The 12714-nt window shown below is 72.3% G+C and carries 15 protein-coding genes and 1 riboswitch; of the genes, 7 read left to right on the top strand and 8 right to left on the bottom strand.

The features are described from left to right. Positions 1-79 precede the first annotated feature (79 nt). Positions 80-310 (top strand): e9imm peptide, encoded by a 231-nt coding sequence (locus ACFV5H_RS08025; RefSeq protein WP_385052993.1) that lies wholly within the window; start codon positions 80-82, stop codon positions 308-310. 290 nt (positions 311-600) lie between these two features. Here ACFV5H_RS08025 and ACFV5H_RS08020 read toward each other — a convergent pair whose 3' ends face one another. From ACFV5H_RS08020 to ACFV5H_RS07995, 6 genes are all read right to left on the bottom strand, one after another. Beyond that, entirely contained in the window at positions 601-1170 is a 570-nt protein-coding gene (locus tag ACFV5H_RS08020) for a Fic/DOC family protein (protein ID WP_385193438.1), read from the bottom strand. Continuing rightward, positions 1167-1517, bottom strand: coding sequence for a type II toxin-antitoxin system Phd/YefM family antitoxin (locus ACFV5H_RS08015; RefSeq protein ID WP_385052987.1), 351 nt, complete (start codon positions 1515-1517; stop codon positions 1167-1169). Before ACFV5H_RS08015 ends, ACFV5H_RS08020 begins: the two co-directional genes overlap by 4 nt. A gap of 490 nt (positions 1518-2007) precedes the next feature. Further along, positions 2008-2871: an energy-coupling factor ABC transporter ATP-binding protein gene (locus ACFV5H_RS08010; protein ID WP_385052984.1), complete on the bottom strand. Its 864-nt coding sequence runs from the start codon at positions 2869-2871 to the stop codon at positions 2008-2010. Beyond that, a complete protein-coding gene (cbiQ, locus tag ACFV5H_RS08005) occupies positions 2868-3617 on the bottom strand; it encodes a cobalt ECF transporter T component CbiQ (protein WP_385052981.1) in 750 nt (249 codons plus the stop codon). The genes ACFV5H_RS08010 and cbiQ overlap by 4 nt, the downstream gene beginning before the upstream one ends. Positions 3618-3623: 6 nt before the next feature. Continuing rightward, positions 3624-4004, bottom strand: coding sequence for an energy-coupling factor ABC transporter substrate-binding protein (locus ACFV5H_RS08000; RefSeq protein ID WP_385193435.1), 381 nt, complete (start codon positions 4002-4004; stop codon positions 3624-3626). Next, a complete protein-coding gene (locus tag ACFV5H_RS07995; protein ID WP_385052975.1) occupies positions 4001-4720 on the bottom strand; it encodes an energy-coupling factor ABC transporter permease in 720 nt (239 codons plus the stop codon). The genes ACFV5H_RS08000 and ACFV5H_RS07995 overlap by 4 nt, the downstream gene beginning before the upstream one ends. A gap of 29 nt (positions 4721-4749) precedes the next feature. Beyond that, positions 4750-4933: riboswitch (cobalamin riboswitch) on the bottom strand. A gap of 202 nt (positions 4934-5135) precedes the next feature. Between ACFV5H_RS07995 and ACFV5H_RS07990 the strand changes: the two genes are divergently transcribed. From ACFV5H_RS07990 to ACFV5H_RS07965, 6 genes are read left to right on the top strand one after another with little or no spacing between them, the layout of a single operon-like run. After that, entirely contained in the window at positions 5136-6725 is a 1590-nt protein-coding gene (locus ACFV5H_RS07990; RefSeq protein WP_385193432.1) for an ABC transporter substrate-binding protein, read from the top strand. 20 nt (positions 6726-6745) lie between these two features. After that, the gene (locus tag ACFV5H_RS07985) at positions 6746-7714 is read left to right on the top strand and encodes an ABC transporter permease (protein WP_385053002.1); all 969 of its coding nucleotides are present in this window, start codon (positions 6746-6748) and stop codon (positions 7712-7714) included. Between the two features lie 50 nt (positions 7715-7764). After that, positions 7765-8652, top strand: coding sequence for an ABC transporter permease (locus tag ACFV5H_RS07980; protein ID WP_385052969.1), 888 nt, complete (start codon positions 7765-7767; stop codon positions 8650-8652). A 38-nt stretch (positions 8653-8690) separates the two neighbouring features. Continuing rightward, positions 8691-9722: an ABC transporter ATP-binding protein gene (locus tag ACFV5H_RS07975; protein ID WP_385053000.1), complete on the top strand. Its 1032-nt coding sequence runs from the start codon at positions 8691-8693 to the stop codon at positions 9720-9722. Next, positions 9715-10422, top strand: coding sequence for an ABC transporter ATP-binding protein (locus tag ACFV5H_RS07970; RefSeq protein ID WP_385193430.1), 708 nt, complete (start codon positions 9715-9717; stop codon positions 10420-10422). Before ACFV5H_RS07975 ends, ACFV5H_RS07970 begins: the two co-directional genes overlap by 8 nt. A 10-nt stretch (positions 10423-10432) precedes the next feature. Next, positions 10433-10759, top strand: a complete 327-nt coding sequence (locus ACFV5H_RS07965) for a hypothetical protein (protein WP_385052963.1) — start codon at positions 10433-10435, stop codon at positions 10757-10759. 75 nt (positions 10760-10834) lie between these two features. Here ACFV5H_RS07965 and ACFV5H_RS07960 read toward each other — a convergent pair whose 3' ends face one another. Further along, entirely contained in the window at positions 10835-11515 is a 681-nt protein-coding gene (locus tag ACFV5H_RS07960) for a response regulator (RefSeq protein ID WP_385052960.1), read from the bottom strand. Then, the gene (locus ACFV5H_RS07955; protein ID WP_385193427.1) at positions 11512-12699 is read right to left on the bottom strand and encodes a sensor histidine kinase; all 1188 of its coding nucleotides are present in this window, start codon (positions 12697-12699) and stop codon (positions 11512-11514) included. Before ACFV5H_RS07955 ends, ACFV5H_RS07960 begins: the two co-directional genes overlap by 4 nt. Between the last annotated feature and the right edge of the window lie 15 nt (positions 12700-12714).

The raw sequence follows: 12714 nt of genomic DNA, 5'->3' as shown, positions 1-12714 counted from the left end.
GTCGACGGAGCGCATGGGAACGGCAGGACGCGCCCGGCTGATCACGCTTCCCGCTAGGGTGATTCGGCGGAGGGGCTTGATGAGTGCCACGGAGACGAGTCGCGCGGATGCCGTCGCGCTCGTGCAGCGGATCATGCGAGCGGACTACGCCTCGGACGACGAGGCGGCCGACTGGCTGGACACACTTGACAGCGCCCTGGCATGCCCGTCCGGTCATGTCAGCGACTTGATCTTCTGGCCGCTGGAGGGGGAGCTCTCGGCTGATGAGGTAGTCGATCAAGCCCTGGCGTATCGGCCAGTCGCTTTGTAAGGACGGGACTCGGGGCGCTGGAGCAGCTTCCGGAAATGCTCCCGTGTGAGGTACATACCGGGTACGAGAGCGGCCGAGTTCATCTGGATGAGGTAGCCGGCAATCGGTCGAGTGAATGGCAAGGATTCGACGGGGGCGGCGTCGTCGAAATCAGAACATCGGCCGCCTGGGCCGCGGTGACATGGGCGAGGTGTGGTCGGCCCGGGACCGGTTCTGAGCAGTGCCTTCCCGGGCCTGCTCGGACTGCCGCCCGGCGCAACCATCCGACCAGGGCCAGTCGCGCAAGGGCGTCAGTTGGTGGTCACGAGCTCGTCGAGCAGCTGCTCCAACAGGTTGTTGTCACCGAGGAAGCTCTTCACCGAGGCGTCCTCGTTGCGCTGGGGGTCCATGCCCGACCAGTTCAGGTCGTATCCCGCGGTGGTGCTGAGCTGGGCCAGGAACGCCCGCTGGGCGCGGCCGTTGCCCTCGCGGAACGGGTGGAGGACGTTCAGGTCGCCGTACAGCTCGGCTAACTGGATGACGAACTCCTGCCGGGGAAGATTCCGCAGATGGCCGGATGAGACCAAACGACCGAAGACCTCTCCGGCGTACGGCACGAGATTCCTTGCCGGGCAGAACGGTGTGCGCTTGGCGATGTTCACGGTGCGTAACTCGCCTGCCCACGAATAGATGTCGCCGAAGATCGCCGCATGGAACGCCTGAAGACGGCCGAGGTCGTACGCGCCGGGCAAGGGGCGTTCGGCGAGCATGATGAGGCGCGCCCGGGTGATGTCCGCCTCCGCTGCCGCGAGCAGTCGGGGGTCGGTGATGCCGAGCTTGTTGCGCAGCACGCCGTTGGGCATGGCGTACGGATCGTTCACCCGGCCCGTCGTTGCGAAGTCTGTCGGTGGCGGGCGATCGCGCGGGCGACAAGGGTGTCCGCGTCGACGTCGCCCTTCACATACGCCTCGGTGTCGCGGTCGGAGGCCTCGGAGGTGTGGAGTCCCTCGGCCTCGATGGAGCCGGTGGCCGAGGCGACGGCCGCACGGCGTGCGGCTCGGCCGTTCAGCGCCTCGAAGGCCTCGACGGACAGGAGAACGCCCTGGGGCTTGCGGTGGGCGCCGATCAGGACCGGGTCGGCATCCACGCCGGACTCCGACAGGTCGGTCAGGATCCGCGAGAGTCTCGCGCGCGCGTCGCTGACGGTCACTACCTCGGGGATCTCCATGCTGTCACCGTACCCATATAGAGGCCTGATTCTGTACACATTCTAGTACGAATTCCGTTGGGGTGAGGGATGAGGATGCGATGAGGGAGTGGTCGGTCCACCTCGGGATGTGGCATGCACCAGGACGATCGGCGTCACGCCGAAGCCGCTCCCACTGTCGGCCCCCGCCTGCCGCTTCCGGTCTGCTGCCGCATCCGTTGGAGGAGGTGCCGCAGGCCTTCCACCCCGGGGACTCGTACGACGTACGCGACGGGTTGGTGACGTACATCCGGCGGGACCTCCCCGGCCCCTGGGACGGGGAGGCGGAGGAACTGCCGTACCGGTCCGCGGGGCCGCATGACCGGTACCTCGTGGGCAGGCCGGGCCCCGCCGTCTGTCGGCTCGGCCGGTCATGGAGAACGGCTGACGACGCCCCGCCCGTACGGGAGAGGGGCGTGGTACTGCCGACGGCGGCCGGATTCCTCACGCGACATGATGGACCGGCCCGCCCTCACGGGAGCCGCGCGTCACCACCGGTGGTGGACGCGGCCACCAGGGCCGCCAGTTCCTCCGGGGAGCGGGGACCGGCGGCCGAGCCGGTCACCAGCCCTTGCGCCCGGAGCAGTCGCCCGACCGCCACTCCCCACGGCAGTCGCAGCCCCGCCCCCGCGAGCAGGTCCGTGCGGGCCAGCATCTCGGCCGCCGGGCCCGTGTGCGCCCCGGACGGGGTGAGCAGGGCCGCGTCGTCGGCCCAGCGCAGGGCGAGGTCCACGTCGTGGGTGGCCATGACGACCGTCGTGCCGTTCTCGCGCAGGCCGTCGAGGGTCGCGAGAAGGCGTTCCTGGCCGTCGGGGTCCAGGCCCGCCGTCGGTTCGTCGAGGATCAGGACGCGGGGCCGCATGGCGACCGCGCCCGCGATGGCCGTCCGCTTGCGCTGCCCGTAGGACAGCAGGTGCGTGGGACGGTCGGCGAGGGCGGTGATGTCCAGCGCGGCGAGCGACTCCGCCACCCGGGCGCGTACCTCCGTGTCGGACAGGCCGAGGTTGAGCGGCCCGAACGACACGTCCTGGCCGACGGACGCCGCGAACAACTGGTCGTCGGGGTCCTGCACCACCAGTTGCACGGTGGTGCGCAGCGCCGTCAGCCCTTTGCGGTCGTAGCGCACCGGCCGCCCCTCGACGGTCAACTCACCGCCCTCCGGCCGCAGTCCACCGCTCAGCAGCCGCATCAGCGTCGTCTTCCCACTGCCGTTGCGCCCCAGCAGCGCCAACGCGCGCCCCTCGCGCACCTCGAAGTCCAGACCGCTGAGCACGGGCGGGCCGTCCTCGTACGCGAACGACGCGCCCCGCAGGGCGACCAGCACGGACTCGCTCACGGCAGTGGCCTTTCCAGTACGAAGGTGAGGGCGGCCAGTGCCGCGAGGAGCGCCACGCTCAGCGCCGTGAACCGGACGGAGACACGGGCCTCGGGCACCAGCACGCGCAGGGTGCCGTCGTAACCGCGTCCGGCCAGCCCGGTCTGCAGTCGCGCCGCCCGGTCGAAGGACCGGACGAACGCGGTCGCGCCCAGCCCGCCGAGCGAACGCCACGTCGCCGCCCGGGTGGTGTGCCCGAGCCGGGCCGCCTGCGCCTCCCGGACGCGGCGCACCGAGTCCAGCAGCAGGAAGCTCATCCGGTACGTCACCAGCGCCACGTCCACGAGCGGCGCCGGCACCCCGGCCCGCACCAGACGCGGCAGCAGATCCGACATGGGCGTGGTGAAGGCGAACAGCAGCACGCCCAGCGAGGCCGCCGACGTGCGCAGCATCAACTCCCCGGCGCGCAGCGGCCCGTCCTCGGCCCAGGACACGAACCCGTCCGGCCCGCCCACCTGGACCAGCAGCGTCAGCGCCCCGGTGACGCAGAAGCCCAGCGGCACCCGGTACGCCCGCCACAGCCGCCGCCCCGGCACCCCCGCCGGGCCGAGCAGCACCACGAGCGCCGTCACCAGCGTCAGGGCCGCGCCCGGCCACGGCGGCAGCGAGACGGCGAGCAGGGTGAGACCCAGCCCCAGTACGGCCTTGTCCACGGGATGACGGCGGCGCCAGCGACTGCTGTGCGCCGCCGCGTCGATCGGCAGCACGCGCCGTCAGACCCGTCGTCGTTCGGAAACGGCCTCGTCACCGGTGTCCGCGTCCGCACCCACCTCGGTCCGCGGCCGTGCCAACGCCCGCGCCTCCCCCTGCCGCCGCCCGCGCCGCAGCCCGAAGTAGTACGCGAGGACGCCCGCGCCGATCGCCGCCTGGAGGGCGAACAGCGCCGACTCGATCTCCCCGGACGGCGGTTCGTACAGCGGGGAGAACCACGGCTCGTAGTCCGGGTCGATCTCGGTGATCGCCGTCTCCGCCTCGGCGTCCGCGCCGGCGAACGGCTCCTCCTTGTGGTCGCCGAGCCCGAACACCAGCGGGATCACGGCGAGCGCGGCCACCAGCACCAGCAGCAGCGTGTTGATCTTCGCGTTGCGGCTCATCGGGCCACCGCCTCCGCCGAGTCGGACGGCTTCGCCGTCCTCCGCCCGGTCACCGACGTCACCAGCACGCCGAGCCGGGTCAGCTCCCCCTTGCTCGACTGCACCAGCATGCGCATCACCAGCACGGTCAGCAGCCCCTCGCTCACCGCGAGCGGGATCTGCGTCACGGCGAAGATGGAACCGAACTTGCCCAGCGCGCCCCAGAATCCGCTCCCCGGGTCGGGGAAGGCGAGCGCCAGCTGCACGCTCGTCACGCAGTACGTCGACAGGTCGGCGACGAACGCGCCGAAGAACACCGCCACCATCAGCGGCACGTCGTACCGGCGCAGCAACCGGTAGACGCCGTATCCGGCCCAGGGGCCGACGATCGCCATCGAGAAGACGTTGGCGCCCAGCGTGGTCAGCCCGCCGTGGGCGAGCAGCAGCGCCTGGAACAGCAGGGTGATGGTGCCCAGCACCGCCATGACCGGCGGCCGGAACAGGATCGCGCCCAGGCCCGTGCCGGTGGGGTGGGAGCAACTTCCCGTGACCGACGGCAGTTTCAGCGCGGACAGGACGAACGTGAACGCTCCCGACGCGCCGAGCAGCAGGGTGCTCTCGGGATGTTCCCTGACTTCACGGATGAGCGACCGGGCTCCGTGGACGACGAACGGCGCCGACGCGACGCCCCAGGCGACCGCGTGCGCCGGTGGCAGAAAACCCTCGGCTATGTGCATGGCTCAGCAGACCCTCTCCAGCACCTCGTGGATGGTTGACGTGCCTTGGCCGGTCTCCTGGCTGACGGGTACCACCGCCCGTGCTCCGCCTTCCCGGGTTCCGAAGAACCCAGTGGCTGCCCGTGAGGGCCGGAGCCGGACTTCCCGATCACAGTGGCGAGGGCCGCACCGGTATCGCACCGATTTCCCGTCACCAAGGCGTGGTGACAGTAGTGCCCGTTCCGGTCCGGTGACAAGCGGCCACAGGGGGCGCGCGGACGGCGCCCGACGGCTCGCACCCCGGCGCACACCTGCGCACTTGACACGAGCGGCACCGTCCGTCGGGGCGGAGGAGTGGGAGGCCGCCGTCCTGGGCAGTACCTTGCTGCAATTAATATGCAACAACGATTTTCGGGCAACAGGAGCGTGAGGTTCGATGACGACCCGACGAATACGGGGTACCGCCGCCGTGGTCGCGATGGCCGGTGCGGTCGCCGCCTGCTCGGCGCCGGGCGACGGCGGCGCGGACGGCGGAACGTCCGCCGGATCCGTGGTGATCGGGGTCCCGTCCGAACCGGACACGCTCAGCCCTCTGCTCGGCTACGGCAAGGACGGCAACTCCAAGATCTTCGACGGGCTCCTCGCCCGCGACGCCGACATGAAGCTGAAGCCCGCCCTGGCGAAGGCGCTCCCCGAGGTCACCGACGACGGCCGCACCTACACGTACACCCTGCGCGACGGCGTGAAGTTCAGCGACGGCGAGCCGCTGACCGCCGACGACGTGGTCTTCACGTACGACACCGTGCTGGACGAGAAGACCAACAACACCGCCAGGAGCGAACTGGACGCCATCAAGGAGGTCCGGGCCGACGGCGACGACAAGGTCGTCTTCACCCTCGACTACCCCTACGCCGCCTTCGCCGCCCGCACGGTGCTGCCCGTCGTCCCCGAGCACGTCGCGGGCGGACAGGACCCCAACACCGGCTCCTTCAACACGAAGCCGATCGGCACCGGACCGTACGTCCTCACCGGCTGGAGCAAGGGCGAAAAGCTCACCTTCAAGGCCAATCCGGACTACTGGGGCGGCGCCCCGAAGGTGAAAAAGCTCACCATGGCGATCATCGCCGACGACGACGTCCGCGCCACCCGGCTGCGCTCCGGCGACCTCGACGGCGCGACCCTCCCGCCCAACCTCGCCGCCACCTTCAAGGACGACGACGGCAGGAAGACGTACCGGGCGACGTCGTACGACTTCCGTGCCGTCACCCTCCCCACCGGCAACCCCGTCGCCGGCGACACCGCGATCCGCCGCGCCCTGGACCTCGCCGTGGACCGCGAGACCATGGTCGACAAGATCCTCGACGGCGCCGGCCGCCCCGCCTACGGCCCGCTGCCCGTCGACGACCCCTGGTTCGCCGGGGACATCGAACGCTCCCAGGACCTCGACGAGGCCAAGAGCATCCTCGACGAGGCCGGCTGGAAGGCCGGCGAGGACGGCATCCGCGCCAAGGACGGCCGCGCCGCCCGCTTCACCCTCTACTACCCCTCCGGCGACAAGGTCCGCCAGGACCACGCCCTCGCCTACGCCTCCGACGCCAAGAAGGCCGGCATCGACGTCAAGGTGGAGAGCGCCACCTGGGAGGTCATCGAACCCCGGATGAAGCACGACGCCGTCCTCGCAGGCTTCGGCAGCACCGGCGACCCCGACTTCGGCCTCTACACGCTGCTGCACTCCTCCCTCGCCGGCGACGGCTTCAACAACATGGCCCTGTACGACAACCCGGCCGTCGACGAGGCCCTCGACACCGGCCGCCGCAGCCAGGAACCCGAGGACCGCAAGGCCGCCTACGACACCCTCCAGCGCGAACTGGTGAAGAACCCCGGCTACACCTTCCTCACCCACATCGACCACATGTACGTCCTCGCCGACCGCTGGAAGGACCTCACCACCCAGACCGAACCCCACGAGCACGGCTTCGCCAGCGGCCCCTGGTGGAACGTCGAGGACTGGCAGCCCACGGCATGACCACCCTCCCCTGGGGAGAGATGACCCGGCTCACGGCACGGCGGGCCCTGTTCGCCGTGCCCGTGCTGCTGGTCGTCACCTTCGGCGTGTTCGCCGTCGCCGCCGCCTCCCCCTTCGACCCCGTCAAGGCGTACGCCGGCACCGCCGCGCTCGGCGCCGACCAGGAGACCCTGGACCGGCTGCGGGAGAACCTCGGCGTGGACCGGCCGTTCACCGCCCGCTGGTGGGACTGGCTGACCTCCGCGTTCGGCGGCGACCTCGGCCGGTCCACCGTGATGCGCCAGCCCGTGGCCGAGGTGATCGGCGAACGCCTGGTCTGGTCGGCCCTGTTGTGCGCCGTCGCGTTCGCCGTCGCCGTCCTGCTCGGCACCGTGCTCGGCGTCCTCGCCGCCCGCCGCCCCGGCTCGCTCCTCGACCGTACGGTCACCTCCCTCGCGTACGCCCTGGAGGCCGCCCCGGTCTTCTGGATCGCCCTGCTCGCCGTCTGGCTGTTCGCCCTCGAGCTGGACGTTCTCCCGGCCGGCGGCCTCACCGACACCGACAGCGACCAGGTCACCTTCGGCCAGGTCATGAGCCACCTGATCCTGCCCGCAGGCGTCCTCGCCGTCTCCCAACTGCCCTGGTTCACGCTCTACGTCCGTCAGGGCGTCGGCGACGCCCTCGCGGAGGACCCCGTGCGCGGCGCCAGGGCCCGCGGCCTGAGCGAACGCACCGTCCTGCTCGGCCACGCGTTGCGTTCCGGACTGCTGCCCGTGCTCACCCTGATCGGCTCCCGCGTCCCCGAACTCATCACCGGCGCCCTGCTGGTGGAGACCGTGTTCAGCTGGCCGGGCATCGCCGCGGCCACCGTGGAGGCGGCCACCTCCGTCGACTTCCCGCTGCTGGCCGCGCTGACCACCCTCGCCACCGCCGCCGTCCTCGCCGGAAACCTCCTCGCCGACCTGCTCTACGGACTGATCGACCCGAGGGTGAAGCTGAATGAGATGTGACCCCCATGGACGTGACACCCACGGATGTGACCCCCACGGATGTGACCCCCATGGCTGCTGACACCACCGCCGTGACGAAGACGGTGTGGCGCGCGCACGGCACCGCCCGCCGCTCCACCCACACCCTGCGGCTGTACGTCTCCGCCGGACTCGTCGCCGTGACCGTCCTCGCGGTGCTGCTCGTCCCCCCGCTGGTCCGGCTCGACCAGCAGGCCGTCGACCTCGCCGCCAAACTCCTGCCGCCGTCCTGGTCCCATCCCTTCGGCACCGACGACGTGGGCCGCGACCTGCTGCTGCGCTGCGTCTACGGGCTCAGGGTGTCGTTGCTGGTGGGCGTGGTGGCCGCCCTCGCGGCCACCGTGATCGGCACCGCCGTCGGCGCCACCGCGGGCGCGCTCGGCGGCTGGGCCGACCGCGCGGTCATGCGCCTGGTCGACACCTTCTCCTCCGTACCGCACCTGCTGCTCGGCGTCTTCATCGTCGCCATGTTCCGGCCGGGCGTCTGGCCGGTGGTGATCTCCGTCGGCCTCACCCACTGGCTGTCCACCGCCCGGATCGTCCGCGCCGAGGTCCTCTCGCTGCGCTCCCGCCCCTACATCGACGCGGCCGTCTCCGGCGGCGCCTCCCGGTGGCGGGTCGTCGTACGGCACCTGCTGCCCGGTGTGCTGCCCCAGGCCGGCCTCGCCGCCGTCCTCATGGTGCCGCACGCCATGTGGCACGAGTCGGCCCTGTCCTTCCTCGGCCTCGGCCTGCCCGCCCACACCGCCAGCCTCGGCACCCTCATCCAGGGCGCCCGCGGCTCCCTGCTCGCCGGACAGTGGTGGCCGACCCTCTTCCCCGGCCTGTTCCTGATCATCCCCACGCTCGCCATCGCCGGCCTCGCCGGTGTCTGGCGGGAGCGGATCAACCCCCGGCGTCGATCGGAGCTCACGCTGTGACCGAGCAACCCGCCGTGCCGTCGGCGGCGGATGCGGCCATCCCGCATGCGGCGACGGCCGGGAGTCCCCCTCCGCCGTCCACCGGCGCCGTGACGGCCGGGCGACCTCCCGTGCTGTCGGTGCGCGGCCTGTCCGTGCGCTTCCTGCTGCCGGGCGGGCGCCGGATCGCCGCCGTCACCGACGCCCACTTCGACGTGGCACCCGGCGAATGCCTCGCCCTGATCGGCGAGAGCGGCTGCGGCAAGTCCGTCCTCGCCTCCGCCCTCCTCGGCCTGCTCCCCGCCAACGCCCAGACCGCGGGCCACGCCCACCTCGGCGACCTGGACCTGCTGACCGCCGACGAACGCACCCTCGCGCGCACCGTGCGGGGCCGCCGCATCGGCCTCATCCCGCAGAGCCCGGCCGCCCACCTCACCCCCGTACGCACCATCCGCTCCCAACTGGAGGAGACGGTCGCCCAGCTCACCGGCGTCCGGGGCCGCACGGCCCTGCGCACCGCGGCCGAACAGGCCGCCGAACGCGCCGAGTTCCCGCCGGGCCACCTCGACCGCCACCCCCACGAACTCTCCGGAGGCCTGGCCCAGCGTGCCGCCACCGCCCTCGCCCTGGTGGGCGGGGCACCCCTCCTGCTGGCCGACGAACCCACCACCGGCCTGGACCGCGACCTGGTGGACCGTACCGTCGACGAACTGCGCCGTCACGTCGACGCCGACGGCGACCGGGCGCTCCTGATGATCACCCACGACCTCGCGGCGGCGGAACGCATCGCCGACCGGGTGGCGGTCATGTACGCGGGCCGCATCGTCGAACTGACCGGAGCGAGCGCCTTCTTCGGCGCACCGGGGCCCCGCCACCCCTACAGCCGCGGCCTGCTGCAGGCTCTCCCGGACCGGTCCTTCACCCCCATTCCCGGACTGCCCCCCGAACTCGGCGCCCTCCCCGACGGCTGCGCCTTCGCCCCCCGCTGCGACCGCGCCACGGACACCTGCACGACCCTCCCGTCCTTCACCGGGCCGGTCGCCTGCCACCACCCGGCCCCGGCACCCACCCCCGAGGACATCCGTGCTTGAACTGCGCTCCGTCACCGCCGGATACGACCGACGGGCCCCCGCCGTACGGGACGCCACCCTCACCGTCACCCCCGGCGAGTCCGTCGGCCTGCTCGGCCCCAGCGGCTGCGGCAAGTCCACCCTGGCGAGGGTCGCCGCCCTCCTCCACCGCCCGGACGCCGGGGAAGTCGTCCTCGACGGCACCCCCGTACACCGCTGGCGCCACCGCGCCCCACGCGAACTGCGCACCGCCGTCGGCGTCGTCTTCCAGCAGCCCCGCCTCTCCGCCGACCCGCGTCTGCGCCTGGCCGACCTGATCGCGGAACCCCTGCGCGCCACGGGCCGCCGCTCGTCCGTCCCCGACCGGGTGGCCGAACTCGCCGGAACCGTCGGCCTGACCTCCGACCTGCTCACCCGCCGCCCCCACGAGGTCAGCGACGGCCAGCTCCAGCGCGCCTGCCTGGCCCGTGCGCTGGTGCTGCGCCCCCGCTGGCTGATCTGCGACGAGATGACGGCCATGCTGGACGCGTCGACCACGGCCGCGCTGGTCGGGGCCGTCGAGGCCTACCGCACCTCGACCGGCGCGGGCCTGCTGGCCGTGGGCCACGACCGGACCCTCCTGAACCGCTGGTGCGACCGCACGGCCGACTGGGAGACGGTCACCGGGCACTCGTGTGGGGGGCCCGGCGCCGGGTACCCGGCGGAAAAGGCCGAATCATGAGGTGAGAGCGATGCTCGTGCTGCTGCTCCTGCTGGTGCTGGCCACCGCCGCCTTCACGGCCGTCGTCGTCGTGGAGAACTTCTCCGGGGGACCCGAGTACACGGTGGAGGTGTTCGGCAACCAAATAGCGACGCTCGGCCCGCCGGGGCTCTTCCTCTCCGGTGTGGCCCTCGCCCTGATCTTCTGCCTGGGTCTCGCCGCGCTCGCCGGCGGGCTGAAGCGGCGGCACCACAAACGCCGGGCGCGGGTGTCCGAGCCCGTGGCGGCCACGAGGGAGGACCGGGAGACCCGGGGGACGCGGCCCGCCCACGGCCACCGGCGCATCTTCGGACACTGACGGACCGCGGAGCGCACGGCGGCCACGGCCCGCCGCGCGGGCCGGTCGGCCGTCCTGTGCTCGGCCGTCCTGTGTTCAGCCGTCCTGTGCGGGGGGCCGCACCAGGCCGCTCTGGTAGGCGATCACGACGAGCTGCGCCCGGTCGCGGGCGTGCAGTTTGGTCATCGCGCGCTGGACGTGGCTGCGCACCGTCAGCGGGCTGACGACGAGGTGGTCGGCGATCTCGGCGTTGGACTTGCCGTGCGCGGCCAGGGCCATGACCTCGCGTTCGCGTTCGGTGAGGGCGGTGAGGCGTTCGGGCGGGGCGAGCGGTGCGGCGTCGTCGGGGGTGGCCAGGAAGCGGGTGATGAGGGTGCGGGTCGCCGTGGGGGAGAGCAGGGAGTCACCCGCGGCCACGGTGCGGATGCCGGCCAGCAGGACGTCCGGGCCGACGTCCTTGCCGAGGAAGCCGCTGGCACCGGCCCGCAGGGCCTTGGCGACGTTCTGGTCGTTCTCGAAGGTGGTGAGGATCAGCACCCGGGTGGCGGCCAGTTCCGGCCGGGAGCAGATGTCGGCGGTGGCGGCGAGACCGTCGGTGCCCGGCATCCGGATGTCCATGAGGACGACGTCGGGCGTGTGGACGCGGGTGAGGTCGATCGCCTCCCGTCCGTCGGCGGCCTCCGCGACGACGGTCAGGCCGGGGTCGGAGTCGATGAGGATGCGGAAGGTGGCCCGCAGCAGGGCCTGGTCGTCGGCGAGCAGGACGCGGATGGTCATGGGGCGGTGCCTTCGTCGTGGCCGTGCAGGGGAAGGGTGCAGGCGACCTCGAAGCCGCCCTCCGGCCGGGGCCCCGCGCGGAAGGTGCCGCCGGCGGCGAGGGCCCGTTCACGCATGCCGAGAAGCCCGAAGCCGTGACCGGACCCGGTCGGGGACACGGGACCGGCGGTGTCGTTGGTGATCGTCAGGGTGAGGAAGTGGGGGGTGTGGGCGAGCCGCACCCGTGCGGTGCGGGTGCCCGCGTGCTTGGTGACGTTGGTGAGGGCCTCTTGGACGATCCGGTACGCCGTCAGGTCGAGCCCCGGTGCGAGCGGCCGTGGCCGCCCCTCCTCGGTGACGGTGACCTCCAGGCCCGCCGTCGCGCAGGCGGCCACCAGGTCGGGCAGCTGTGCCAGGCCGGGCGCGGGCGCCAGCCCGTCGTCGGTGTCGGTGTCCTGGCGCAGCAGTCCGACGGTGGCCTTGAGCTCGCGCAGGGCCGCCGCGGTGGTCCCCGAGAGCTTGTCCAGGATCTCGTACGCCTTCTCCGGATCGACCCGTGAGAGGTGGGCGGCGGTGCCCGCCTGGGCGTTGGCCAGGGCGAGGTGGTGGGCGACGACGTCGTGGAGTTCGCGGGCGATGCGCATGCGTTCCTGGACGACGCGGTGGCGGGCCTCCTCCTCGCGCTCGCGGGCCAGGTGCTCGGTCCTGGCGGCGGCGTACTCGCGGCGCACCCGCACATAGCCGCCGAACGCCGCGGACAGCGGCACCCAGGCCGCCGGATTCACCAGGCCGATGAGCCACTGGTCCCGCAGCTCGCCGTGGAACAGACCGGAGACGACCAGGGCCGCGGTGACCGCAAGCGCGCTGTACCAGCCCGTCCGGCGCTCGGTGCGCAGGCTGACCGAGTACTGCGCGACCATGAGCGGGCCCATGTTCATGGCCGTCACGAGGTGCCCCAGGGCGGCCAGGGCCACCATGCTCAGCGTGGTCACCGCCAGCACCGGAAGGGGGTGGCCGTGGCGTCGGGGCAGTACCGCGCAGGCGAGCGCGGACAGGACGATGGCGGGCCACAGCGGAGGCGGTCCCGGCATCACCGACGAGGACAGGAAACAGCCGGAGACGGCGACCGCGAACAGCGACACGAGGAGGACGGCCTCGGTGGTCCGGGGACGGCTCGTCGCCCGTTGTCGCCAGGGTGTGCTCATCGTGCGTTCTCCGGG

The organism is Streptomyces sp. NPDC059787, assembly GCF_042732315.1.
Taxonomy (GTDB): domain Bacteria; phylum Actinomycetota; class Actinomycetes; order Streptomycetales; family Streptomycetaceae; genus Streptomyces; species Streptomyces atrovirens.
Note: the sequence above shows the minus strand (reverse complement) of the source record. Positions and strands in the feature narration are given on the sequence as shown.